We start from the raw sequence: 25053 nt of genomic DNA, 5'->3' as shown, positions 1-25053 counted from the left end.
AATCAGGAAGGGAGATTATCCATGGAACTCAAAATCGCGCTGGCAGGCAATCCGAACTGCGGGAAAACCACACTGTTCAATGCCCTGACCGGCTCCAATCAGTATGTGGGAAACTGGCCCGGTGTCACGGTGGAGAAGAAGGAGGGCAGGCTCAAAGGCCATAGGGGCGTGGTCATCCAGGATCTGCCCGGCATCTATTCCCTTTCCCCCTATACGCTGGAAGAAGTAGTGGCCCGGAGCTATCTCGTGGGCGAACAGCCGGACGCCATACTGAATATCGTGGACGGCACCAACATCGAGCGCAACCTCTACCTGACCACGCAGCTCATCGAGTTAGGTCTGCCCGTCGTGGTGGCGGTGAACATGATGGACCTGGTGCGGAAAAACGGGGATCAGATCAACCTGAAAAAGCTGGGCGAAGCCCTGGGCTGTGAGGTGCTGGCCATGAGTGCCCTGAAAGGCGAGGGCGGCATCGAGGCGGCGGACGCCGCAGTCTCTCTTGCCCGGCAGCACGCTTCCGCCGGCATACTGCCCCATGTCTTCACTGGAAGCGTGGAGCACGCCATAGCCCACATTGAGGAGTCCATCGCGGGAAAAATGGACGACCGCTTCCTCCGCTGGTATGCCATCAAAGTCTTTGAGCGGGACGATAAGGTTCTCTCAGAGCTGAATCTGAGCAGCAGCCTGAGCGAACATCTGGAGGGACATATCGCCGAATGCGAACAGGAGTTGGATGACGACGCCGAGAGCATCATCACCAACCAGCGCTACGCCTACATCAACAGCGTGGTGGAGCGGGCCGTGCGGAAAAAGGCCCCCAAGCACAGCCTGTCCGTTTCTGACAAAATTGACAAAGTCGTCACCAATCGCGTTCTGGCCCTGCCCATTTTCGCAATTGCCATGTTCCTGGTCTATTGGGTCGCCATGGGTCCGTTTGGTACCTTCCTCACCGACTGGACCAACGACGTGCTGGGCGCCGAGTGGCTTCAGGCCGGATCCCGGGCGCTGTTGGAGAGCTGGGGCTGCGCGGAGTGGCTGGTGGGCCTGGTGTCCGACGGCATTGTGGCCGGCGTGGGCGCGGTCCTGGGCTTTGTGCCCCAGATGCTGGTGCTGTTCCTGATGCTGGCCGTGCTGGAAGACGTCGGCTATATGGCCCGGGTGGCCTTCATCATGGACCGGATTTTCCGCAAGTTCGGACTCAGCGGCAAGAGCTTCATCCCCATGCTGATCGGCTCCGGCTGCGGCGTGCCTGGCGTCATGGCCTCCCGCACCATTGAACATGAACGGGATCGCCGGATGACCATTATGACCACCTGCTTCGTCCCCTGTGGCGCCAAGATGCCCATCATCGGCCTGTTCGCGGGCGCCCTGTTCCATGGCAGCGGACTGGTTGCCGTCTCCGCCTACTTCATCGGCGTGGCCGCCATCATCCTCTCCGGCATCATCCTGAAGAAGACCAGGGGCTTTGCCGGCGACCCCGCTCCCTTTGTCATGGAACTGCCCGCCTACCATGTGCCCGCGGCGGGAAACGTGCTGCGCGCCACCTGGGAGCGGGGCTGGTCCTTCATCAAGCGTGCCGGCACCATCATCCTGGCTTCCTCCGTCATTTTGTGGTTCCTCCAGGGCTTTGGCTTTACCGGCGGCTCCTTCGGCATGGTGGAGGACAACAACTCCTCCCTGCTGGCTGCTGTGGGCAGCGCCGTTTGCTTCCTGTTTGCCCCCCTGGGATTTGGCGACTGGCAGTCCACCGTGGCCACCTTCACAGGGCTCATCGCCAAGGAGAATGTGGTGTCCACTTTCGGCGTCCTGTTCCATATCGGCGAGGAGGTCGCTGAGGACGACGCGGCGCTGCTTGCCGCTGTCGGCGCCCATTATACCGCCATCTCCGCTTACTCCTTCATGATCTTCAACTTGCTGTGCGCCCCCTGCTTCGCCGCCATAGGCGCCATCAAGCGGGAGATGAACAATGCCAGGTGGACCTGGGCCGCAATCGGCTACATGTGCGGCTTTGCCTATCTGGCCTCTCTGATTGTCTACCAGCTTGGCGGGCTGATCACCGGTGAGGTCGGCCTCGGGCTGGGCACTGCGGCCGCGGCCGCAACCCTTGTGCTCCTGCTCTACATGCTGTTCCGCAAGAACACATACAACAACATCCTCACCGTCAGCGCTGTGGAGGCCGCGGTCTCCGGTAACAGCTGAGCTTTGAAAGGAGAGAATTTATGAATTTGCCCACCATCCTCATCGGCCTTCTCGTCTTGACGGCCTTCTTTTCAATTGTGGCCCGGGGCGTCTACAACAAAAAGCACGGCAAGGGCGGCTGCTCCTGCGGCGGCGACTGCGTCGGATGCTGCCACTGCAAATAAGCAAAAGGGCGCGGACGGATATGTCCGCGCCCTTTGATTGCCTCGCTCTACAGGAACACCTCTCCCGCACTGGGCGTAATAGTGCTGAACTGCAATTGACTTGGACTGGAGATTTCCCCAAGCACCCTCATCTTCCGGGGGTTGGCGGTATCTGGAGTGGGTTTCCCATATGCCGGGCGGGCCCGGAACCCTGTATGGATGAACTCTTCAGCCATATGCGGCCTCCTGTGTAGTAAGGGCAAGTTCCCTCCGCATACAGCTCATAAATGAAAAAAGCTGCATAGTTAGTGCAGCAAAATTAAGAGAAAATAAAAATCGGAGCATCCCATAAGGATGCTCCAATTGGTCGGAGTGTAATTATAGGACTTAAAGAAACCCTATAATATCAATGGTTTACAGGCTGTAGGCAAGAGGCTTTATCCTAAATATTCCATAACAATATCGACAAATTCCCCAATATCCAAGAAATAGTTTGGATAAGCTACCTTCAGGCTTTTAAATGATGCAGCGCGAACCAGCACAGCGTCAATCTGGGCGTCAGCTCGTGTAGCTTCGATTTGGCTATACATTTTGTTCGCCTCTTCAATGTCACCAGGCAAAAAATACTTAATGCGTAACCGTTTAGTGTTATAATTAAAAATCAGAATATAATAGCCTTTTTTATCTAAACGCTCATCCTCTTCATGATCAACTGCTACTCGAATTGCTTTCAACATGTCTAATAAATGGCGATCATCATTTATTTGTTCGATTTCTGCAATAAGCTCATTTACCTCATTAAGTGTGTTGGGAACAACAGGACAATTTTCTCTTATTGCAAATAACGAAGAAATCAGAACAAAAAAACGCTTAATCTCTGCATCTCCTTGCCCGGCTTTTAGTGCCTGTTTTGTAAATAAGCCAATGGTTTCTACTGCAGTTGCCCAAACATGTTGTAAATGTGTGCGAAATTGAAGTTCTATTAACATATTTCGATTATAAGTTTCTTTTGTGTCACTGTTAAAACGAAATACTAAATGTAAACTTCGATAGCCAGATGTTTTAGGGCTTTGTATGTAGTCATAAGTCTCGATATACTGATGTCTAATTCGTGAAGACTTATATTTTTTCGCATACTGATAGACTTCTGGCACGGTTGGAACTATAAATCTACAGCCACCCAAATCTTGCATTTCCCACAAACTCATAGTAGGTTGACGTTTCAGCTTAGCTACAATAGAATCCAAACGTTTCAACCGCTCAGCAACAACTATATCTTGCCTATTTGCTGCCATACCACGTAAGTGTATATAGATAACATGAAGAGGATAGGCATGGGCTGCTCGCCAGTTGTTAATTATAGTAGTCGCTTGAGCAATTTCCTCTTCAGAAGCCTCGGTTTTACGAATGGTTTTTCCTGCCTTAATAATTTGCGATCTTGAAAATTCAACTTCTTTCCATCTTGCCACTAATTTATCCTTCTCTCAAAGATTAAGAAATTCCAATTTTATTAATTATACTATGGAAATCTGATTCTGTCACCTGATTTTGTGTTGGAGTGTAATTATAGGATTTCTGAGTGTCTCAAAATCCTCAGCCTTGCATGAATACAGGCAAAGCAAAAGACCGCCGACAAAAGTCGACGGTCTTCTCAATTGTCGGGTGTTGACAGAAAAGATGCAGGAGCAAAGTCTTGTGTCGCAAGGGTTTGCGGGCTTTTGAGGCTCGATTTTCCGTTTTGCAATTCGAACCCCCAGCATCTTGTGATGACGGATGAATGATCTGTAAATGTGCGCGTGAATCTGTAAATTAAGTATACGTGAAAATACATAAAACGTCAATTCCAATAGACCAATTTTACGAGCCTTTCATTTGAAGATCCTTTGCGCTATCAATCGTCATGTTTGTTTCCTCCTGTTTTTTGTCTTGGGCGTAGCCTGCGTCAACACAATGGCATAACGTAGTCGGGAAAGCTATTCGTGAACCCGGACAAAGATTTATGCCTGAGCTTGTGAAAAACTTACTTAAATAGAAAGTGGAGACACATTAGCCAATCGCCAGTGCGCCTCCACTCATCATTTCAGTCGGATAATCTGATTATAGAGCATTACGAACTCTTTCTCTACCACCATGTTTTCGTGGTAGTGTCCGAAAAACCAGTATTGGAATCGGCATCGCTCTCGAACCTCATCGAGAAAGTCTGTCAGGGCATCCCGTTGGAACAATCCGCCGCTGAATGTGTCCTGAATGCTACTGGGGCAGCAGTGGGTGATGATGTAGTCCAAGTCCCAACCTGTTTTGTCCAGTGCTTCTCTTGCGGTCCGGTATTCGTCCTCGCCGGGCAGTTCCTCTTTCCACCAGGAGCGGTGATTGACTCGGTAGAGAGCGCCTGCGGCGTTGAGCTGCCACAGCTTTCGCTCATAGTCCGGATTATCTGGTTCCAGAATGCCGTCCCGGATATCGTGGCTGCTGGCGCCGCCCATGGTAAATATCCGCTTTCCGCAGATGTTATAAAGCTGGCCCCGCATCAGATGCAGGACGCTGGGGCGTATGGCCTGTACCAAGCCGCCGTGCCATTGGCTGATTGGATAGTTGCGGAGCAGATCATAGTTTTCATGGTTTCCGCTGACGAACAGCGTGGTAAAGGACCTGGTCTCCAGCCAGTCCAGCCACTGCTGCTCCGCATCGCCGCCATCCCAGACACCGCCGAAGTCTCCACAGATGATGAGGTAATCCTCTTTGGTCAGGTCACGTTGCTCATGGAATGCTGCAGGCAGGAGCCTGCTGAAATCACCGTGCGTATCACCGGTTATAAAAATGGCCATTTCCTTTCTCCCTTTTCTATTCATTCTACTTCCTGTTCCAGCACCACATCCGAGTCTCGGAAGTGGATGTGGATGGTTTCCGCATCCTCCACCGTGATCTTTTGGATGACCTGCCGGGCGAGCTCATTGTCAAATTCCGTGTAGCCCGCGGCGCATTCCATGATACTGTCCCACATCTGCCGGCGTCTGGCAGCCTGTTCCTCCAGATCGACCTCTGCCTGCTGCGCGTCTGCGATCTGCGCCTTAAGGGATTCCTTCTCATCCGTCAGCGCTTTCATTCTGGCATTCAGCTCGGTATCGGCCATGTTGACGAGCAGCCGATCCAGCACATCGCTTTGCTCCCGGCTCACCGCATCCATACGCTTCTTCAGCTGCAGCAGCCGTGCACCGGCCTGAGATAACGCCTGCCTGGCTTCCTCCGCCATGGCCAGCACATCGGGGCAGACCTCCTGCCGGATGGCGGCGTACTCGTTCATGGCCGCGAGGATGGCGCTGTGCAGCTTGCCTTCATCCAGTGTCGGAGAGTGCTGGCAGTATTTTGTACCGAACTCCAGCCGGGAGACACAGCGCCACACGATGCGCTTTTTCCCATTTCTGGCCCATGTGACCCGCTTGTAGGGGGAGCCACACTCGCCGCACACCAACAATTCTGTCAGAGCGTATTTGCCGGAGTATTTCCCAAGTTCCGTTTTTCCGCTCTTTTGCAGCACCTTCCGTTTGCTGGACCGGCGCGTCATCTCCTGCTGCACCTGATTGAACAGGTCCCTTGAGACAATGGCCGGATGGCTGTTCTCCACATAGTACATCGTGCGTTCACCACGGTTCTTTTTGACCTTTTTGTTGATGCAGTCCGTCACATAGGTTTTCTGCAGCAGGGCGTCTCCAATGTACTTTTCATTGGTCAGGATATTGTGGATGATGGAGGGAGACCAGCGCTCTACACCCTGTGCGGTGGGAACACCGTCATCGTCCAGCTCCCGCTTGATCTGTCCCAGGGTGCAGCCGTCCAGATACCTGTGGTAAATGCGGCGGATGATCTCCGCTTCCTCCGGTACGATCTCCGGCTGTCCGTCCGCCCCCTTCCGGTATCCCAGCATCTTTTTGTACTGGAAGGTAACCTTTCCCGCCTCCGCGCTCTTCTGCTTTCCCCATGCGACATTCTTGCTGAGAGACTCGGATTCCGCCTGGGCGAAGCCGCTGAACAGGGTGATGAGAAATTCGCTGGATTCCGTGAGGGTGTTGATGTTTTCCTTCTCAAAGTACACCCCAATGCCGTTTGCTTTCAGGAGCCGCACCGTATCCAGACAATCCACCGTGTTTCTGGCAAAGCGGGAGAGGGACTTGGTGATGATGAGGTCGATGTGTCCCCGCTTGCAGGCAGTGATCATCTTGTTGAACTGCGTCCGTTTTTTCAGGCTGGTGCCTGAGATACCCTCATCGGCATAGATCCCTGCCATCTCCCAATCCGGGCTGTCCTGGATCTTCTGGGTGTAGTAGGTTTTTTGCGCCTCATAGCTGTTAAGCTGCTCTTCACTGTCCGTCGAGACGCGGCAGTAGGCCGCTACGCGCATTTTCCCGTCATGGTCTCTGTGCAGTTCTTCCAGTTTTCTGGTTGCGGGGATCACCCGCACCCGCCGCTCTAAGGTGGCTGCTGTCGCTTCCATGGATCATTCGTCCTTTCCTGTCGCTTTTTTATCCGTAAATATAAGAGTTACTTCGGTATCCTGTGAGATGGTGATATGGGAAACCGCTCGTTGGAAGCGTCTCCAATCCGCCTCTGTTAGACTATCTGACGGCTCAGATTCGGCAGACGGCTCTGGGCAGCAGGCATACCGCGCTGCCGCACCCTGCAGGATCAGCGCCATCACCGCTTCCGGCGAGTCTGGCTGCTCCAGCCCCCGGTTGATGGCATTGTCCAGCCGCATGACCTCCGCAGAGGGCGTGTAGGCGGTGTAGCTGGGCTGTTCATGGTCCCGGAACTGACGGACGATCCCGTTTACCGTCGCCTCCATGTCCATGACCGCGGTATTTCCGCAGCCTTCGCATCTCAGATACAGCTTGCCGCTGTTCTGCCAGCCGCCGCCCAGCCGGGTCATCTTCCCGCCGCAGGTGCAGCGGAAGTATGGAGTCAACCGCGCAATGGCAGGCTTCTCTCCGTGGGACTGCTTCCTGGCATTCTTTTCCGCCGTCTTTCCCTGCGCCGCTTGGAAAATATCCGCTTCCACCAGTATGGGGTATCCCTCCTTACCGGTGTAACGGGGATTTTCCAAAAGGCGCTTTACCTTGTGCTTGTTCCAGAGCGGCACTTCCAGGCAATACGGAATACCCTGCCGGTTCAAGGCGTCTGAGATGGCCTGATAGGAAGCCCCGGCGTTATAGAGCGTAAAAACCATACTGACGGCCCGCTGCTCCTCCGGCACGATCTCCAACGCGCCGTTTCGGATCTGATACCCGTATAACACCTTGCGGTTGATCATCTTGCCGCCACCTCCCATTGTTCTGTCAGCTCCAAGCCTCCGTAAAGCCGGAAGCGGATACGGTTTTGAGACTCTGCAATGATCTTCTCCACCAGATGTTCGAACAGCTCTTCATCGAAGCCGTCCAGCCGTTCCGGTCCGTTGAGAAGCGTCTGCTCCACCTTGCGGAGCGCATCCATCGTTTCGTCTATCGCTTCGTTCTCTGTCAGCCTGCGCCGTTCTCCGCGAAGCTGCGCCAGTCTGGCGCTGATGGCATTCATGCGGGCGGCGCAGATATCCGCGTCCAGCAAGCCATTGGCCCGCAGAGTGCTGATCTTATGGCTTTCTTCTGTTGCTTCCGCGATGGCCCGGTTGATGGTCAGCAACTGCGGATGATTCTGCCGCAGGATCGTGTCCAGTGTGTTCAGCTGCCGGAGGGCCGGGGCCAGAATGATGTCCGCGTTGCTTTTGAGCCTGTGGTACATCCGCAGGAAGGCGGCATGGATCTCCGCTTCCGGGATGCGTCCTACAGGGCAGTCCGCGGCGTAGCGGTCGTGGGTTCGGCAGACCCAGGTCACATATCCGTTCTGGCTGCTTCGGCGCTGAAACACCGTCCCGCAGTTCCCGCAAACGATTTTTAAGGCAAGAGGGCTTTTTTCTCTGCGCTTTTTCTCTTTCTGCGCTTTCTTTTGCAGCAGTGCCTGCACCCGCTCAAAGGTGTCCCGATCGATGATAGCTGGATGGGAGTTCTCCGTGTAGTATTGCAGGCGTTCCCCGTGATTTCGTTTCTGCACGAAGGGGAAGCCGCAGCTGTAGGATTTCTGGCTCAGAGCGTCTCCGATGTACTTTTCATTGGTCAGCAGGTATCGAATCCCCGTTTCTCTCCAGCATTCCGCGCCGGACTGGGAGGGGATGCCTTTCGCCGTCAGCTGCTCCGCGATCCATCCGGAGCTGCGTCCCTTGAGGTATGCGTCGAAGATCCAGCGCACCGTGGCGGCTTCCTCCGGGACGATCTCAAGGTCTTTCTTATTTACGATTCGGTATCCGTAAGGGGCGGTGCAGGTGATAAATTCCCCACGCTCCATCCGCCGCTGATAGCTCATCTTCTGATTGGCGGAGATGGAGATGGATTCTTGCTGGGCAAGAGAACCGGAAACGCTCACCATCAGTTCGGTGGTGAGCGTTTTCGTGTCGATATTTTCTTTTTCAAACCGGACGCTGACGCCCATGGCGGATAACTCCCGTAGGGCGGACAGGCAGTCTCTGGTATTCCGGGCGAAGCGGGATACGGACTTCACCAGAATTCGATTGATCTTACCCTTCCGGCAGTCCCGCATCATGCGGTTGAAGTCATCCCGCTGATCCATCCGGGTGCCGGTCAGCCCTTCGTCGGCATACACATCCACCAGCTCCCAGCCGTCATGCTGGGCGATCTCTTCCGTATAATTGCGGATCTGGGCGGCGTAGGAATGCAGCTGATCCTTGGAGTCCGAACTGACCCGGCAGTAGGCTGCCACCCGCAGATGTTCCGCTTCCCGCGTCTGCGGCGCGATGATTTTTACCTGTGCCATGTTTTCACTTCCCTGTATCTTTTTTGTCAACACACAAGCTACCACACGATCCGCAGAATATCCAGCACTATTCCCAAACAGTCTGCGGGGAATATTTCTCTCTGGCCAGTCTCTTGGCGTAAGACAGTTCTTCCGCGCTCAGCAGGCCGATTTCCGCCAGATGCTCCAGCATCCTGACTGCCAGCCGATACTGCAATTCTTTCTTTGCGTCGATCATCTTTCTACCTCAAAATAGCTCTCCGGCTTTTTCTCCCGCAGAAACCTTGTCACTTCCCGCAGGCTGCCGGTCCTCCGCATTTCCGGCAATGCCTCACTCACAGCCTGGGCGTATCTGCGGCCACGGCAGGCCCGTTCATCCAGAATGGCGATGACGCAGGTATCGCTCTCCGTGCGGATGGCCCGTCCAAAGCCTTGGCGCAGCTTGATCTGCATCTCTGGTACAGCTACCTCACGGATGAATGCGTGAAGGGAAGAATACTTCTCCAATTCCCGTTCCTTTCGTGCGTCTGGGTAGGCGAAAGGCAGGCGTGGGATGATCAGCAGAGATACACAGTCGCCGGGGAAATCAAAGCCCTCCCATGCCGCGCCGGTGGCCAGCAGCACCGCTCCCGGCGTGTGCCGGAACTGTTCAATGATGTGGGGCGCGTTGCGGCCCAGCGTCAGCAATGGGAATGGGAGAGATTCCTCCCGCAGCCGCTCCTTCACAGCCGACATGGCTGCGTAGGAGGTAAAGAGCACCAGCGCGTGACCGGAAGCTGCTTTAATGAGTCCGACGAGCTCGGCAGTCAGCTCATTAAAGTACACATCCGTATCCTCCACTCTCTGGCGGGGCGGGATTTGCGGAAGGTAGAGCAGGCAGTTGTTCCGGTAGTCAAAGGGGGATGGAGAAACGGATTCCATAACGCGGTGTCCCTTCTTCAATCCTGCCTGCGTTTTGAAACGGCGGAAATCGCTTCCCACCGCCATGGTGCCGGAGGTCAGAACAAACGCCTGATCCGGCTGCCACAGGATCTTTTTTATTCGCTGCGTGATATCGCCGGCTGCGGCGCACAGCATGGCGCCGCCTGTGCTGACATCTTCGGCAGTGTAAAAAATCATATCTGTCTGGGAACTGGTGAACAGCTTGACCGCGTCCAGCACCGTATTCAGCTGGCGGCTTCCCAGCGGGGAGAGCAGGCTGCCGATCTGCCGCTGGATGATGGGCAGTGTGCAGGATGGCGCGGTCAGCAATCGCAAACAGGCTTCCACCGGCTCCGCTTCCTCTCTGGGCTGTGCCAGCTTGCGCAGCAGAGGGCCGGTGCTGTCCTCCAGCATTTCTGCCGCCAGTAAGTACCGTTCCTCTTTTAGCTGAAGGATAAGGTTTCGTATCTCTTCTACGGTCAGCGTCACACCCAGCATCTGCTGTGCGGTTTCCGGGAGCTTATGGGCTTCATCCACGATGATGATACTGTGCTCCGGGAAGATGGGGCGTTTTCCCTCGCTGCGGTGGATGGCGTCTGCCACCAGCAGATTATGATTGCAGATTTGAAACAGGAATTGACCTCTGTCGCAGGTTTTGAGAAACCGCTGATAGCGGCAGTCCTTCTGCTTGCAGTCGCAGACCTGCGGTACGCAGACACGCTCCCGGTCATAGCCGCTGAGATGGGAAACGCCGTCCATGTCCAGCGTTTCCTTAAGAGTCCGGAGCGCTGCCAACGCTTCCGGATTTTTCTTTGCAAGGTTTACCTGACGCAGCCGCCTGTCCAATCGCTCGTCGCAGACATAATGGCTTTTGCCTTTGCGGATGACCGCTTTCAGTGGCTTGGTAAGAATCCCGTCCGCCATTAGGACACAGGACAGCAGCGGCAGATACTCCGTCAGCACCGCGTTTTGCAGCGCGATACTGGAGGTGGAAATGATGATGGGGCGGGCGATCTGCCCTGTCGGGAAAGCAGACGCTGCCGTGGCAGCCGCCAGATAAGCGTAGGTCTTGCCGATGCCCGTCCCGGCATCGCACAGGGCGATCCTCCCGTCCTGCATGGCGTCCAGCATCCGGTGGCTCAATTGGATCTGCTCCGGGCGCTGTGCCATACCGTGGGCGGGAAGAAGGTCCTGAAAAATATGGTCGATCAGTTTATGGGCTTTCAGCCTGTTGTCATTGGTATTCATCCGATAATTACCTCTTTTCTTGTCATGCTTTGTTTTCGTTTCCACCGTATTTGCAGCGCGCGCCCCGGTGTGAAAAGGGAACAATACGGACAAGGTCCGGCAAGACCTTCACGGGCGTATTTCCGGGATCTCTACTGCTTTCAATCCCGGAGCAGCCCAGCCTCTTCATGCTGGCCAGTGCATTGTGTCTCATTATCTGCCCGAACAGCGTCTCTGCGGGCGGCGCTGCCAACGCCGCCCCCGCGCAGGTAAAATCGCTCGCCGCCAGAAGCTGCAAGGCTTCCCGCGGGTCGTGGCGCACACTGCGCGGATCGCTCTTCTGTCCGGGTGGTTATCCGTATTGCTGGTATGCAATTTTCAAGGAACAGCGAGGGGCATTCGGAGCCTCTCACTGTCCTCCCGAAAATTGCGTTCGGTGAATACCCTTATTTCGAGGAATTTTCAAAAAACTTTTTGAGATCCCGCAGGATGCGGTCTCTCCGCTTGATGACCGCCCGCTGGCTGACGCCCATTCTTTGGGCGTATTCCCGTGTGGATGCGCCGTCGAAGAACAGGGCGTTGATGAGTTCCCGGTCGGTATCCTTTAGTGACAGCAGCGCCAGCAAAAGGATCTGCTTCTGTTCTGCCAGATTCCGAAGTTCCTCACGCTCCAGTGCCTCAGTTTCGGCGCTGGGGGCCGTTTCTGCTCCGACATAGTCCGGCAAAAGCGCATCTTCCTCCATCTGCTCCAGAGAGAGCAGTTTTCCGGAGGACTGTTCCTCCGTGATATAGCGCTCCCTGCGGTCTGCCTGCGCATAGGCGAGGTAGACATCCTCCGGCACCTCTACGTCCATACCGTCTACAGTGATGATATTGGCGATGACTTCGCCACCTTCGTTTCGAACGCGCCGATAGTTGCGTTCTTCCTGCCATTTTTTCATGTTTCATGACTCCAATCTCAGATTTTTTGAAATGTCTGAGATGGGGTCACGGATATTTAGCGATATAGGGCTGCCAGCGTCTGCGCATTGTGTGCCTTTCCGCTTTTCAGCCGAAGAAAGGCGCAAAAAAAGAGCCTTACGCATAGCTGAAAAGCTACTTGTAAGGCTCCTAACTCAATGTTCCCATATTCGATGATGGGTGGCTGGTGCGCTTGACGAAGTCATATCAATTGATTTTTAATTTATGCCTGAACATATCCCATAAAGGGGATGGACGTGTGGATCAGGGGATGAGCATCCGGTGTCAGCACCGTGATGCCGATCTGTTCGCCGCACTTGGGGCATTTGGCAATCAGGTCAGGGTGTTCCGCTCTGTGCAGCGCAAACAGCCTGTACTGAGACTGTTCCGCACCGCTGGGGATATCCGCGATGCGGCCCTTGCCGCACAGCGGACAGCGCAGGGAATTGGTTTTTGACATAGCGCCTCGCTTTCTCTGTTCTCTTTTTTGAGAACAGCACATGAAAATTTTTTACAGCAGGTTATGGTTCTCCAACCGAATGCGCATGGCCTGTTTGGATACCTGAAAGATACCTGCCATATCCGTCACCAGCTGTTGGTTCGTCCGTCCGGAGCGCAGCTGATAGAAGCAGCGCTTGACCTGCGGCAGCGGCAGCAGAAGGATAGAGCCCAGCAGGTTCGCTTGCACTTCCAATGTGTTGTCGCTCTCATTGCCGGAACGGAGCGCCGCGTTTTCGCCGGTCCCGCAGAACAGTTTCTTGTGGAGCAGCCAGTGCCCCAGCTCATGGGCGCAGGTAAAGCGCAGCCGCCCGGTAGATGCTTCCTCTTCGCAGAGAGAGCAGTCGATGAGGATGGTGCCGCCCTTGACGGGAAGAAGGTCATAGCGGTGGTTTTCCCGGTCATAGATCGCTGTGAGACCGTCGTCAAAGATTGTCTCGCCCAAAACCCGCCCATTATTCCGCAGATATTGATACTCCAGCACCAGCCCCTGTGCCTCGATGATGTCCTCAATGGGAATGGCTGCGGGGGAACCGTAATAAAGTCTGGGGTCATAGGCGGTGATCACATCGCGGGCGATCCGCTCCAGCGCCTGTTCGCGGTAATATGCTTTTTTCATGTGTCTATTTCACCGCCCTCTTTGGATTTCTTTGCGCGCTGGGTGATCCGGTCGATAAATTCCTGCCACTCCTGGTCTGTGGCGTCTGTCTCCTTCGCCGTGCGGAGCGCGGCCCGGACGATCTCCCGATCCATGATGTAGTCCGGCAAGTCTGCGGATACACGGTTGTTCTGAGACTTGGCGGCAAGATCCAGCATCTGCTCGGTTTCCGCCTTGTTCAGATGCAGTTCCTGCTCCAACCGTTCCAAATATGCGCGCGTCGGCGCCGGTCTGCGGTCGTTCTCAATGTTGCTCAGATAGACCGGCGACAGATCCAGCTTTGCCGCCAGTGTGCGCAGGGACAATCCGATAGATTGCCGTTTCTCTCGAACGAAGCTGCCGAATGTCTGTTCCAAGTAATTCACCTCCTATCCGTGTGTTCTCTTCTCTGGAAACACTGTAGCCTCAGTATAGCAAACATTCGTTCGATTGGCAAGACGTGAAAAAGATGGTGTTCCCCGCAGGGAACACCATCCAGAAATTATTTCAGCCACGCTGCCATATCCCGCATTTCCTCCAACACTGCTGCTGGGCTGACGATGCGAATCTTACCGCTAAAGGTAAAGACCCAACTGAAGAACGGAGGGCTTGGCGCGACCTCGACTGTGGCACGGAAATGCTGTTCATCTACAGTTTCCGTCTGCACATTTTCACCGAAGCGGTCGATCACGCTGCGCATGACCTCATTATCGCACAGCAGCTCTACGGTACAGAGGTTGTCCGGGTACATCCCAAACACCTTTCGGACATACTCCGCCGGATCAAAGTCCAGTGTCTGGACTGCCGTCTGTTCCAGCGGTTCGACTGCCGTCATGCGATCCACCCGAAATTGTGCAATCTTTCCGTGCTTTTCCGACCAGCCTACGGCATAGTAGCAATCTCGGCTCCAGATAAGGGCATACGGGCTAAACTGATAGCGGTAGCCGTTATGCTTGAGTATCTTTTCTTTCTGCGGGGTGTATTCGTAATACTGAAAGGTGATTTGCTGTTTCTTCTGGACGGCGTTGTGGATGGTATCCACATTGTAGTAGATGCTCTCATTCTCCGGCTTTGGAGTGCCGCCCATGTAAATGCGGCGGTTCAGCTGTTCCGCCTGCGCTGTGCTGGTGAGATGGCCCAGCTTCTTGATGAGGGCGGTGCTCTTTTTCTCCGTGATAAACCGGGAGGATTCCACCGCATCCACCAGCAGCTTCAGCTCCGGCAGTTCGAAAAGCCGCTGCCCAACAAAGTATTTGTTCTGGCTGCTTTTGACGCAGACGATATCCATCCCGGCGTACTGCAGCAGTTCGATGTCAGTGTAAACACTCTTGCGTCCGGCCTGAATGCCGTGCTGCTGCCAGAATGCGAGAATGTCCGTGACCGAGACCGGATGCTGCTCGTCTGTCTGCTGATATAGATATTGCCGGAGAAGCAGCAGACCATATTGGGATTCATTTTTCATGTAGCTGTACTCCATTCAAATGGGAAACGGCGCGGCGGCAATACGTAACCGTCAAACGCAGCAGCGGATGGAAGATTTTCCGTGAAAATGAGAGAATGCCCCGTATAGAGCGTAGAGTTCACGCACTATGCGTGTACTCTACGCGAAAAAATGGAGGAGCGCTGGCGGTAGAGGCTGAGAAAGAGGCTTCACTTGATCTCCTGTTCCAGCGTATCGAATTCAGGCGTGGAGAAGAACTCACCGAGGGTAATGTCAAGACCATCACAAAGCTTCTTAATCGTCACGACGCCCGGATTTTTACTTTCATTATTAAGGATACTCTTGATGGTTGCTTGAGGAACGGCAGACAGATTTGCTAATCCGTTCGGTGTAATTTTTCGTTCTGCGCAAAGTTGGCGGATGCGAAGTGCAACAGTTTCCCGAGTATCCATAGTGTAAACCTCCATGACGATTTATCACTATGGTAAATTATTTGAGAAAAGGTTATTAGTGATACTTCACTAACAGAAAAATATGTGCTATAATAGTGATATAACACTATATTGTCCATGTGGCCGGCACCTGGCTTACAATTTATCCACCGATAAATTGGGAGGTCAGCACATGGAATACGGTTATGCAAGAGTTTCGACCAAGGAACAGAATGAGTTGCGCCAACTCATCGCTCTGCGGGAATTCGGTTTAACGGACCGGGCGATTTTTGTGGACAAGCAGTCCGGCAAGGATTTTGACCGCCGCAGCTACCAGCGGCTGCTGCGCAAACTGAAAGACGGCGATACGCTTGTGATCAAGAGCATCGACCGTCTTGGCAGAAACTATGAAGAAATTTTGGAGCAATGGCGCATCATCACAAAGGAAAAGAGTGCGGCAATCGTTGTGCTGGATATGCCTCTGCTTGACACGCGGCGGAATCGCGACCTCACCGGAACGTTGATCGCGGACATCGTGCTGCAGCTGCTATCCTATGTGGCGCAGACAGAGCGCGAGTTCATTCACCAGCGGCAGGCGGAAGGGATCGCCGCAGCGAAGGCGCGCGGCGTGAAATTCGGCAGACCCCGCAAGGCGCTGCCAGAAGGGTTCGGCGAAGTCAAAGCGCGTTGGGAGCGCGGCGAGCTGTCTGCACGTGCGGCAGGAAGACTGCTGGGCGTCACCCACCGGAGCTTTTTGCTCTGGGCGCAGGATGACGGATGTAAAGAAATTGTTAAGAAAGAGCGGACGGAGATGCTTGGATAAAAAAGTACAGGTTGCCGACCACAGCGATATACACAAAATCTTATACATCTACCATAGCACTCCCCCAACAGAATAGCAATAGGCCAACGGCTTAAATCCGACTAAAAAAACGTACTTTTTTAGCCACTGTGCCGGATACACGATCAGCTAAAAAAGACCCTTCCGCCTGTGTTGCAGGCGGCCAACTATTCTGCGGGAGGTGAGCGGTAATGCGTCCGTCTCTGTACGATTTCTGCACCGGGCATGAACAAACTCACCTGCTGGCACAATGGGACGGTGAACGCAATGCGCCGCTCACGCCGAAGGATGTGACCTACGGAAGCCATCAAAAGGTATGGTGGTACTGCGCCAGCGGGCATCACTGGCAGGCAAAGATCTATTCTCGCTCCGCCGGCAGCGGATATCCATACTGCTCAGGGCGTTTGGCAGAGCCAAAGAGGGCCCTGCGAATGTGCTATCCAGAGCTTGAGCCGGAATGGGATGCAGAGAAGAATGGCCCGCTGCAATTCTCTGAGCTGACGGTTGGCAGCCGAAGGCTTGTATGGTGGCGATGCGCTAAAGGGCATTCTTACCGCTCTGCAGTTAAAAGCCGCACGCAAGGGACGGGCTGTCCCATCTGCGCTGGCCGCATCGTTCTGCCGGAGGAAAACTCTCTGGCGGCAAAATTCCCTGATCTGCTTTCGGACTGGGACACAGAAAAGAATTCCCCGTTGCTGCCGACGCAGGTCATGCCGGGAGCACACCGGAAGGTCTGGTGGAGGTGCCCGAAAGGACATAGCTGGCAGGTGAGCGTTGCCAGCCGCGTCACATCAAATGCAGGCTGTCCGTTCTGCGCGGGACAAAAGGTCCTGTCCGGATTTAATGATCTCGCTTCGCTGCATCCGCGGCTTGCGGTCCAGTGGGACCGGAAAAAGAACGGCGCGCTGACGCCGGAGGCGGTGAGCGCATATTCCAATCGCCGCGTGTGGTGGCTCTGTGACAAGGGCCATTCCTTCTGTGCGGTCATCGCCCACCGTGTGAATAAGGGGAGCGATTGCCCGTACTGCACCAACCGCAAGGTCCTGCCGGGATTTAATGATCTGGAGACCAAGGAGCCGGTGATCGCGTCGCAATGGCATCCAACCCTTAACGGCAGCTTCACGCCGCAGCAGGTGACGCCCGGCAGCAGCCGGAAGGCCTGGTGGCTGTGTGAAAACGGCCATGCGTGGAAATCGGTCATCAGCAGCCGTACAGGAAAACAGCGCTGCGGCTGCCCTGTTTGCGCAGGCAGGCCGCTGAGCCAATGTACGGCGATCTTAGCCGGGCAGCCGGAGAAACCGACACACTAATATAATAGGTGCTCAACTGCGGGGAGCCGCAGAAAACATATACTGTAGGAGGAGATCACATGAAAAGATTGCTTTCGCTGCTGCTGACATTCTGTTTGACGGCATCACTGCTACCGGCACAGGTTCAGGCAGCGGAGAACGCAAGCAGCGGCGGACTTGGCCGACTGGGTATCCGGCAGATATCCGAAAAGGAATATGCCATGACACCCGATGTCAAGGAATACGAATGGATCTTGAACAATGGCGCACTGACCCAGCAGATGATGGGTCATGTGATGGAGGTCAAAGTGGGCGAAGGCTCCACAGCTTCCATTGCGGCTGGTTACAGTGATGATGATATCGAAACCATCAAAACCGGCAGAAACTGGGCCATGACGGAAACGACCAAGCAGGCGCAGAGCATGCAGACCCGTCGCGCAACCAATGTTGTCGGCGCGATCAACGCCGGCGGCTATGACATGAGCAACGGTCGCCCAAGCGGCGCGTTTATCATGAGCGGCACGCAGATCAATGCGCCGACCAATACGACCTTCTGGATCGATGCGAGCGGCAACGCGCACATCACCAGCGCACAGGAATGCAGCACCGCCTTTGCGGCAGGCAATGTTCTGGAAGCTGTCGCCAGCTTTGGCGATATCTTTGTGGACGGCCACGCCCGCAGCGATCTTGACAATTCTACCCGTGCTTCCCGCACTGCCATCGGCATCAAGGCTGACGGCACGGTGGTGATGTTCATGGTGGATGGCCGTCAGGCACCCTATTCTGTCGGCATGACCATGGCAGAGGTTGCGGCCTCCATGGAAGATCTGGGCTGCGTGCAGGCCATCAATCTGGATGGCGGCGGCTCCTCGACCTTCGCCACCCAGCGCGAAGGCGAGCCGGAAAGCAGCACCGCCGGTCTGACCCTGCGCTGCCGTCCGTCCGACGGCTACGAGCGTAAGGTGTCCAACACCATCATGGTGCTCTCCGCGGCGAAGCCCACGGGTCAGTTCGACCACGCGGTGGTGACGCCCAATAACGAGGTCTATACCCCCGGCAGCACGGTGCAGTTTACGGCGACCGGCATTGACGCCGCTGGCGGCAAGGCGGATATCCCCGCAGGTGCTTCCTGGGCGGTTCTCTCCGGCAATGGCCACATTGATGCAAACGGCCTTTACACGGCTGCCGGTACCTGCGACGAGGTCGAAGTCGGTCTGAAGGCCGGCGGCCAGATCATTGGCCAGACCAAAATTCAGGTGCAGTGGCCGGATAAGCTGGGCTTTACAAACAATAGTGTTTCCATCGATTTCGGAGAAGAGAGCGACCTCACCTTCAAACCTACCTGGCAGGGGCGCGAGGTCAACTACAAGGATGGAGACTTTGCGTGGAGCATCAGCGAAAATGGCCTGAGCTATAAGCATACTGTCGCGCTGGAACAGTATTATACCCCGTTTTGGCAGGCTGCAAGCGTTCGCTGGGCGCAGTTGTATCTTCCCTTGACTGGAACTGAGAAAATCGGGGATGAACTCCATCTTATTTATAAGTACGATAGTGATGTGCTCTATGATTCCGTATATATCGAATCCGGACGCACAATCACAACCATTCCCGACGGGTCTGTGCAGGTAGAAGAAACGCTGAAGCATAAGACGGCGACAATGTATTCTATGGCGGACCCGACGCAAGTTGTCAAGGCGGATGTTACCGAGAACTTTGAAGCAGCAAGTCTTTCTGACGGAAAGGCCTACGGCATCCGCAACTTGAACGCAGAAAACACATTTACGTTTTCACTGGGAAAATTCAATAACAATAAGTTTACCGCTGATGAGGATACCTCTCTGCGCGGCACGATCCATGTAGCGCTTGCTAACGATTCCGATGTCAACGGATCGGTTGATGTTGTCGTTGGTATGGAGCCGTTTGTGCTGATGGACTTTGAGGATCACGGTGATACGGCTGCGACGGCATACTGGGAATGCCATGTCGGTCCGTCGTCTGTCGGCGGCAGTGGGCAGCTTCTCCCTGAAGAAGTGAAGGCGAAGCGCCTTTGGATTCGTCAAGCGAACGGCACGGGTATCGTTTTTCCTGAGGGGTATAATAGGGTTGTGAGTGCCGACGAGGACGAGAATGTCCGTTTCGGTCAGTACGCGTTCAAGCTTGGCTATGATTTCACCAATGTTAAGCCGACGACGGTTGCAGCGGCAGACTTTGGCTTCTCTGGTGACCTTCTTGTCAACACGACGCAGCCGACCAAAATCGGCATGTGGATCAAAGTGCCAACCGCTTGTGCGGGCGATAACTCTGTTCTGAAGGCCATTTTGAAGGGCGGCGCGTTTGAAGCCGATCTGAATACCGCCTACATGAAGTTCAACAACGACGGCAGTGTCAGCTATGTTGACGGAAAGCAGCTCAACGGTACGGCGGCTTACGTTCAGTACTACAGCTACAATGCCGACGGCACGGTAAGCGGCAGTACGCTCAGCGACTGGGCGGGCAAGGACTGGACCTGGGTCGAAGCGGATATTTCCGCGTTCCAGATGCCCGTGGATGTTTCGCGCGCTTATACAGTTCGTGTTACATCCCCCCAGAACTGCACCAAGAGTACCGGCTATCTTTACATCGATAATCTCCAGTTCATCTACGGCACGAATACCAACGATATTACCCGGCCGGTGCTGGAATCGGTCACCGAGACTTCCTCCGGTACGGCGCTGGCAGGAGACGGCTCCACCGTGCTGAACGGCGGCAATCTTACCTTTAATGCCGTCTACTCCGACAGCGAGATGACCGATAAGTATGCCACCGGCATCGATACCAGCGGTATCCGCGTGCTGCTGGACGGTACGGACTATACCGGCAAGCTGGAGATCAATGACGGTTCCCTCTACCTCAAGGGCGTGGCGCTCCGTAACGGCACGCATACGCTCACTGTCCGGCTCAAGGACTTCTACGGCAACGTGACCACCGAAACACGCACCTTCCGTGTGGAGGACGCAAAGGGGATGCAGTCTGCCATTGATATTCTGCCCCAGCCCGAGCCGCCGGAGATCGGCAAAGACTACGTCTTTGCTATCGTAAATAACACTGGCGAGCCTGTCACAAAGGCAGAACTGACGGTGGATTTCCGCGCCATGGGCAACGCTGCGGAGTATCTTAAGGGCGCTGAGGTCGAGCCACTCAGCAGCGACTATACGCTGACACTGGACCAAAGCGCTTTGGCAAAGGGACTTGCCAAAATCACGGTCACAAAGCCGCAAGCTATGCAGGCCCGGCGGGCGATGCGTACCGGTGCGCAGGACACGGATTACAACTATGTTTCCGAGTTGGGCTATCTCATCATCAATATCCCCAAGAACGCCGCATCGGACAGCGAGCTGAAATGCACGGTGACGCAGGGCAGCTACACTATCGCGGGCGATACCGAAACCGGAACGACTTATACCTTCTCCGGTACGGAAAAGGTCGTCCCCATGACGGCAAGCTATCAGCTCACCTGTGAGCAGGCCATTGCCGGGATGCCTGCCGAACTGACCGTAACGGATGCCGACGGCAAGCCGATTTCCCGTGCGGATATCTATCAGGTGAGCAGTGACGGCAGCCATAAGTTGGGCCGCACCAGCATGAAGGGTACATTTACCAAAACCTTTGACACGGCGGGTGAATACACCTTCTACGCCGAAAAGGCCGGCAGCGGCCGCTCCTGGAACCAGCGCGTGATCGTCTGCGAAAGAACGGCTGAGAACGACGGCAAGCCCTTCGGTATCCTCACCAACGGCGTGACGACTGCCGGAACCAAGAGCATCACCTGGCTTACCCAGATTGATGACTCTGCGGCAAAGGCGCAGGTAAAGTATTCCACCGATGCCGAACTCAACGGCGCCGCTACGGTGGATGGAACCTCCGCGATCCAGACCTTTGTGCAGAGCACCCGCGGCGACGCGCTGCGGAGCAACAAGGTAACGCTTACCAATCTGGCACCAGACACCACCTACTACTATCAGGTGGGTGATGGCGCTACTTGGTCTAATACGCAGAGCTTTAAAATGCCTGCCGCGGACGCGGTAGCCACCAACTTCTTCATCCTGGGCGACATTCAAACAGGCGACACAGCAAATCTGGCTGCAGCGCTGGAAAAGCTGAAAGCAGAAAGCTATGACTTCGGTGTTCAGACCGGCGATGCCATCGACAATGTGACAATGTATGAAACGCATTGCCGCCCGTTCCTGAATGCGGTCAACAGCGGTACGCTGGGCGGAGTGGATCTGATCCATGTGCTGGGCAACCATGAGTATTACGGCGATGCGGATGGCAAGATCAGCAAGGCAATCTATGATCTGCCTGAGAGCGCGCAGAACAGCTGGTACAAAATGGAATACGGCAAGGTCTGTGTAGTCGTCGTGAACCATGGCACGAAGCTCTCTGAGACGTTGGCGGACATTGCAGAGAATCTGACCACCGACTGCGTCTGGAAGGTACTCGTGTCGCACGAGCCCATCTATGGCACCGAGTCCGTTTCCGCAACACCGGAGATCCTTGCCAGTATTGAGAAGGCAGGCTTCAGCTTCGTCTTCGGCGGTGATGACCATGCCTACGCCCGCACCTATCCCATGCTCGGCGGCGTGAAGCAGGCGGAAAACAGCCGGAACGGCGTTGTGTACTTTGTCTGCGGTGATTTGAGCAGCAAGAGCAACAAGTTTGAAAATCGAGAGTACTATGCGTGCGCCAAGCCTCATACCGAATACGACGGCATGTATCTCACAGTGCAGGCAACGGAAGCGTCCTTCACAGTCAAGGCTATCAAGTACGATGGCACTGAGCTGGATTCCTACACCAAAACGCGCACCGACTGCGAGTTGGGCAAGCACACGGTGAATGGCACCAGCAAGTACGATATGACCGCTGGAACGATCACTTGCACAGTCTGCGGGACGGCACTGAAACCTGAAGGCGACTATGCTTTCAGTGGTCTGCTCTCTACCACAGACAGCAAACAGGTCATCCTTGCAAACGGAATCGTCAAGAAAAACGAGTTCTCTTCTCAGGGCGAGGACAGATACCATTCCTGCGCGGACGGCTACGCCTTCCGGACCACGGAGAGCGACAGCCGCACCTGCGTGACCGGTGGCTATATTACCTATACCTGTCCGCAATGCACGGCAACGGATCGATCTGATTTTCAGCGCCCCGTCGATCACAAATGGGATGAAAACCATATCTGCACGGTCTGCAAGTTCCACGGCATCGATATCAACAGCAAAGATGTCGACTTCAAATTCGGAAGCCCTGAAAAGCCTCGCGATATCGAACCGGCCCCCAACTATTATTACACCGACACCGGTGTTCGTCCCGGCAGCTTTGCCAAACACGGTGACTATGTGCTGACGCAGAACAATGATGCCAACCTCATCAACGGACAGATCCCCGATCTGTATGTGGAATGGCCGGACAGCAAGAATGTCGGCAAGGCCGAGATCAAATGCGAAGGCCGAGGAAATTACTACGGCAATAAAACGCTGACCTACTACATTGTTCCGAACAATGTGGAGAATCTGAGATGCACCTCTGCTGCGATAGATTCCCTGACCCTTGCCTGGAGCGTGGCTCCCGGCGCGGAGTATTATGAGGTCTTCCAATGCGACGAGAAGGGCCAAAACCGTACATCGTTGGGAACCACTGAGAATACCGCTTTTGAAGTCACGGGGCTGAGCGCGGACACAGCGTATTATTTTGTAGCGGCTGGCCGGACTAAGGTTCCGACAGAAGACAACAAGGTCTACACCAGCGTAAAATGGTCCAATATCCTCTGCGCAACAACGTCTCCTCTTTCGGCAAATGTAACGGCTATGACTGCCACAGTAGATGGCATACAGATTCCGGCGGTCGATGTGGACGGTACAAATTATCTGTTCCTGCCTGCCTCGGCAGATCTTGCGAACCTGAATGTAACCATCACCCGCTCGGCTAATGACGGCAGTCTGGTGGTTGCAGGCGATCAGGGCAGCCAGCCCGTTAACGGCAATGCTGCTGCACTGAATGTTTCCGCACTGGCTTCTGAGACGGACGGCTATCGCCTCCTGACTGCAAAAGTCGGAAACGGTACAGCGTTCACCGTCCGCATCATGCAGGCGACGAATTTGCCGACCATCTATCTGACCAGCACGAATGCGAACACGCAGGGACGCAGCTATGTGGATAGTAGCAAGCGGAACACCACGACGGCGGCACTCAAGATGATCGACGCAGCCGGCAGCGAGATCAGTACGATGGACATCAAAGAGCTCAAGGCACGCGGCAATTCCACCTTTACCTACGCTGCGAAGAAGTCCTATCAGATGAAGCTGGAAACGGCCTCCGATCTGCTGCAAAACGGCGAGAACGTGAAGACGTGGGTGCTCCTGGCAAACTACTTCGACGCTACACTGATGCATGACAAGCTGTTCAAGGACATGGCGGCTGCTTTGGGAATGCCCTATACTGCGAGCTGCGATTGGGTGAACCTGTACTACGATGGTGAGTATCGCGGCGTGTATCTGCTGAGCGAAAAGAATGCGGTCAAGGATACCGGCATCAATATCACCGATCTGGAAGCTGCGTACAAGGATCAGAATCCGGAGTATGGGACGAACATGACCACCGCGACCGGCACCAATGCCTATGGTGGGAGCTATACCTATACGACCAGCCTTACTGACCCGACCGACATCACGGGCGGATACCTGCTGGAGCTGAACCACGACGCACCGGATGAGGTCAACGGATTTGTGACCAAGAAGGGTAAGGGCGTCAATGTCAAGAGCCCCGAATGGTGCGGCGATGCAGCTATGGAGTACATCAGCGAGTATTATCAGGCGTTTGAGAATGCGGTCTATGCCATGGACGAAAACGGCAATTACACCGGCATCAACGATGACGGCAGGCACTATTACGAGTATGTTGACCGTGATTCGCTCGTGAAGATCTTCTTGCTGCAGGAACTGGCGCTGAGTCCGGACGGCTTCATTTCCTCGCTCTATTTCTACAAGGATGCCAACGGAATCATGTATGCCGGTCCCATCTGGGATCAGGACATGACGCTCGGCACCGGCTGGACCAAGTATATCTCACCGGACACGACCGACTATCACTATCTGGCGGATGCGCTGATCCAGATCCCCGACTTCCGGGAGGCCGTCATCGCATACTATAACGAGACATTTGCTCCGCAAGCCAATGCTCTGATTGCGGAGAACGGTACGATCTATGGTTATGCGGACCGCCTGACAGATAGTGCGGAAATGAACTTCGTCCTCTGGCCGTATATCCGAGTGGGAGATCCGAATAATACCGAACACATTTGGAAGAACACCACCTATGCTTCGGTTCTTGCAGATATGCAGAATTGGCTCACACAGCGTATCGCAAAATTGAATGTGACTTTTGCGGAAACTGTCTTTGTGACGGGCGATGTGAACGGCGACGGCGTGGTCAATATTTCTGACGCAGTGGCTCTGCTCCGTTACCTCGCGGGGGATGAGAGTGTAAATATAATCATCGGAAATAGCGATATGAACGGTGATGGCACCGTAAATATTTCGGATGCCGTAACGTTACTGCGACGCTTGGCTGGCTACAACGATTGAGGTTCTCTTTTCTACC

At 54.7% G+C, this 25053-nt stretch carries 19 protein-coding genes; 5 read left to right on the top strand and 14 right to left on the bottom strand.

Features of this window, described 5'->3' with window-relative positions:
- Positions 1-21 precede the first annotated feature (21 nt).
- Both feoB and H8790_RS04165 read left to right on the top strand, forming a co-directional pair.
- The gene (gene feoB / locus H8790_RS04170) at positions 22-2199 is read left to right on the top strand and encodes a ferrous iron transport protein B (protein WP_187333675.1); all 2178 of its coding nucleotides are present in this window, start codon (positions 22-24) and stop codon (positions 2197-2199) included.
- 20 nt (positions 2200-2219) lie between these two features.
- Positions 2220-2363 carry a FeoB-associated Cys-rich membrane protein gene (locus H8790_RS04165; protein ID WP_187333674.1) on the top strand — a complete coding sequence of 48 codons (144 nt, stop codon included), beginning with the start codon at positions 2220-2222 and terminating at the stop codon, positions 2361-2363.
- A gap of 47 nt (positions 2364-2410) precedes the next feature.
- On the opposite strand, the gene H8790_RS04160 is transcribed toward H8790_RS04165, so the two are convergent.
- The 14 genes from H8790_RS04160 to H8790_RS04095 form a co-directional block, all read right to left on the bottom strand.
- The gene (locus tag H8790_RS04160; RefSeq protein ID WP_187333673.1) at positions 2411-2578 is read right to left on the bottom strand and encodes a hypothetical protein; all 168 of its coding nucleotides are present in this window, start codon (positions 2576-2578) and stop codon (positions 2411-2413) included.
- Between the two features lie 201 nt (positions 2579-2779).
- Positions 2780-3811, bottom strand: a complete 1032-nt coding sequence (locus H8790_RS04155; protein ID WP_187333672.1) for a RelA/SpoT domain-containing protein — start codon at positions 3809-3811, stop codon at positions 2780-2782.
- Positions 3812-4417: 606 nt separating this feature from the next.
- Entirely contained in the window at positions 4418-5167 is a 750-nt protein-coding gene (locus H8790_RS04150; protein ID WP_187333671.1) for a metallophosphoesterase family protein, read from the bottom strand.
- 20 nt (positions 5168-5187) lie between these two features.
- The gene (locus H8790_RS04145) at positions 5188-6831 is read right to left on the bottom strand and encodes a recombinase family protein (RefSeq protein WP_187333670.1); all 1644 of its coding nucleotides are present in this window, start codon (positions 6829-6831) and stop codon (positions 5188-5190) included.
- A 3-nt stretch (positions 6832-6834) separates the two neighbouring features.
- Positions 6835-7644, bottom strand: a complete 810-nt coding sequence (locus H8790_RS04140; protein ID WP_187333669.1) for a recombinase family protein — start codon at positions 7642-7644, stop codon at positions 6835-6837.
- Positions 7641-9194 carry a recombinase family protein gene (locus H8790_RS04135; RefSeq protein WP_187333668.1) on the bottom strand — a complete coding sequence of 518 codons (1554 nt, stop codon included), beginning with the start codon at positions 9192-9194 and terminating at the stop codon, positions 7641-7643. Before H8790_RS04135 ends, H8790_RS04140 begins: the two co-directional genes overlap by 4 nt.
- A 67-nt stretch (positions 9195-9261) precedes the next feature.
- On the bottom strand, positions 9262-9411 hold the full coding sequence (locus H8790_RS04130) for an SHOCT domain-containing protein (RefSeq protein WP_165449874.1): 150 nt from the start codon (positions 9409-9411) through the stop codon (positions 9262-9264).
- The gene (locus H8790_RS04125; RefSeq protein ID WP_187333667.1) at positions 9408-11342 is read right to left on the bottom strand and encodes an ATP-dependent DNA helicase; all 1935 of its coding nucleotides are present in this window, start codon (positions 11340-11342) and stop codon (positions 9408-9410) included. Before H8790_RS04125 ends, H8790_RS04130 begins: the two co-directional genes overlap by 4 nt.
- 425 nt (positions 11343-11767) lie before the next feature.
- A complete protein-coding gene (locus H8790_RS04120) occupies positions 11768-12262 on the bottom strand; it encodes an AsnC family protein (RefSeq protein WP_024722999.1) in 495 nt (164 codons plus the stop codon).
- Positions 12263-12504: 242 nt separating this feature from the next.
- Positions 12505-12741: a hypothetical protein gene (locus tag H8790_RS04115; protein ID WP_187333666.1), complete on the bottom strand. Its 237-nt coding sequence runs from the start codon at positions 12739-12741 to the stop codon at positions 12505-12507.
- A 51-nt stretch (positions 12742-12792) separates the two neighbouring features.
- Positions 12793-13398: an ImmA/IrrE family metallo-endopeptidase gene (locus H8790_RS04110; RefSeq protein WP_187333665.1), complete on the bottom strand. Its 606-nt coding sequence runs from the start codon at positions 13396-13398 to the stop codon at positions 12793-12795.
- Complete coding sequence (locus H8790_RS04105) at positions 13395-13793, bottom strand: helix-turn-helix domain-containing protein (protein WP_187333664.1); 399 nt, start codon at positions 13791-13793, stop codon at positions 13395-13397. Before H8790_RS04105 ends, H8790_RS04110 begins: the two co-directional genes overlap by 4 nt.
- Positions 13794-13918: 125 nt before the next feature.
- A complete protein-coding gene (locus H8790_RS04100) occupies positions 13919-14878 on the bottom strand; it encodes a helix-turn-helix transcriptional regulator (protein WP_187333663.1) in 960 nt (319 codons plus the stop codon).
- Between the two features lie 188 nt (positions 14879-15066).
- Positions 15067-15309: a helix-turn-helix domain-containing protein gene (locus tag H8790_RS04095; RefSeq protein WP_187333662.1), complete on the bottom strand. Its 243-nt coding sequence runs from the start codon at positions 15307-15309 to the stop codon at positions 15067-15069.
- Positions 15310-15481: 172 nt separating this feature from the next.
- Between H8790_RS04095 and H8790_RS04090 the strand changes: the two genes are divergently transcribed.
- The 3 genes from H8790_RS04090 to H8790_RS04080 all read left to right on the top strand — a co-directional run bounded on the left by H8790_RS04090 (position 15482) and on the right by H8790_RS04080 (position 25037).
- Positions 15482-16111, top strand: coding sequence for a recombinase family protein (locus tag H8790_RS04090; protein WP_187333661.1), 630 nt, complete (start codon positions 15482-15484; stop codon positions 16109-16111).
- 209 nt (positions 16112-16320) lie between these two features.
- Positions 16321-17439 carry a zinc-ribbon domain-containing protein gene (locus H8790_RS04085; RefSeq protein WP_187333660.1) on the top strand — a complete coding sequence of 373 codons (1119 nt, stop codon included), beginning with the start codon at positions 16321-16323 and terminating at the stop codon, positions 17437-17439.
- Positions 17440-17498: 59 nt separating this feature from the next.
- Positions 17499-25037: a phosphodiester glycosidase family protein gene (locus H8790_RS04080; protein ID WP_187333659.1), complete on the top strand. Its 7539-nt coding sequence runs from the start codon at positions 17499-17501 to the stop codon at positions 25035-25037.
- Positions 25038-25053 lie beyond the last annotated feature (16 nt).

It is taken from the genome of Oscillibacter hominis (genome assembly GCF_014334055.1).
Lineage (GTDB): Bacteria > Bacillota > Clostridia > Oscillospirales > Oscillospiraceae > Oscillibacter > Oscillibacter hominis.
This window is presented reverse-complemented; position numbering and strand designations above follow the sequence as displayed.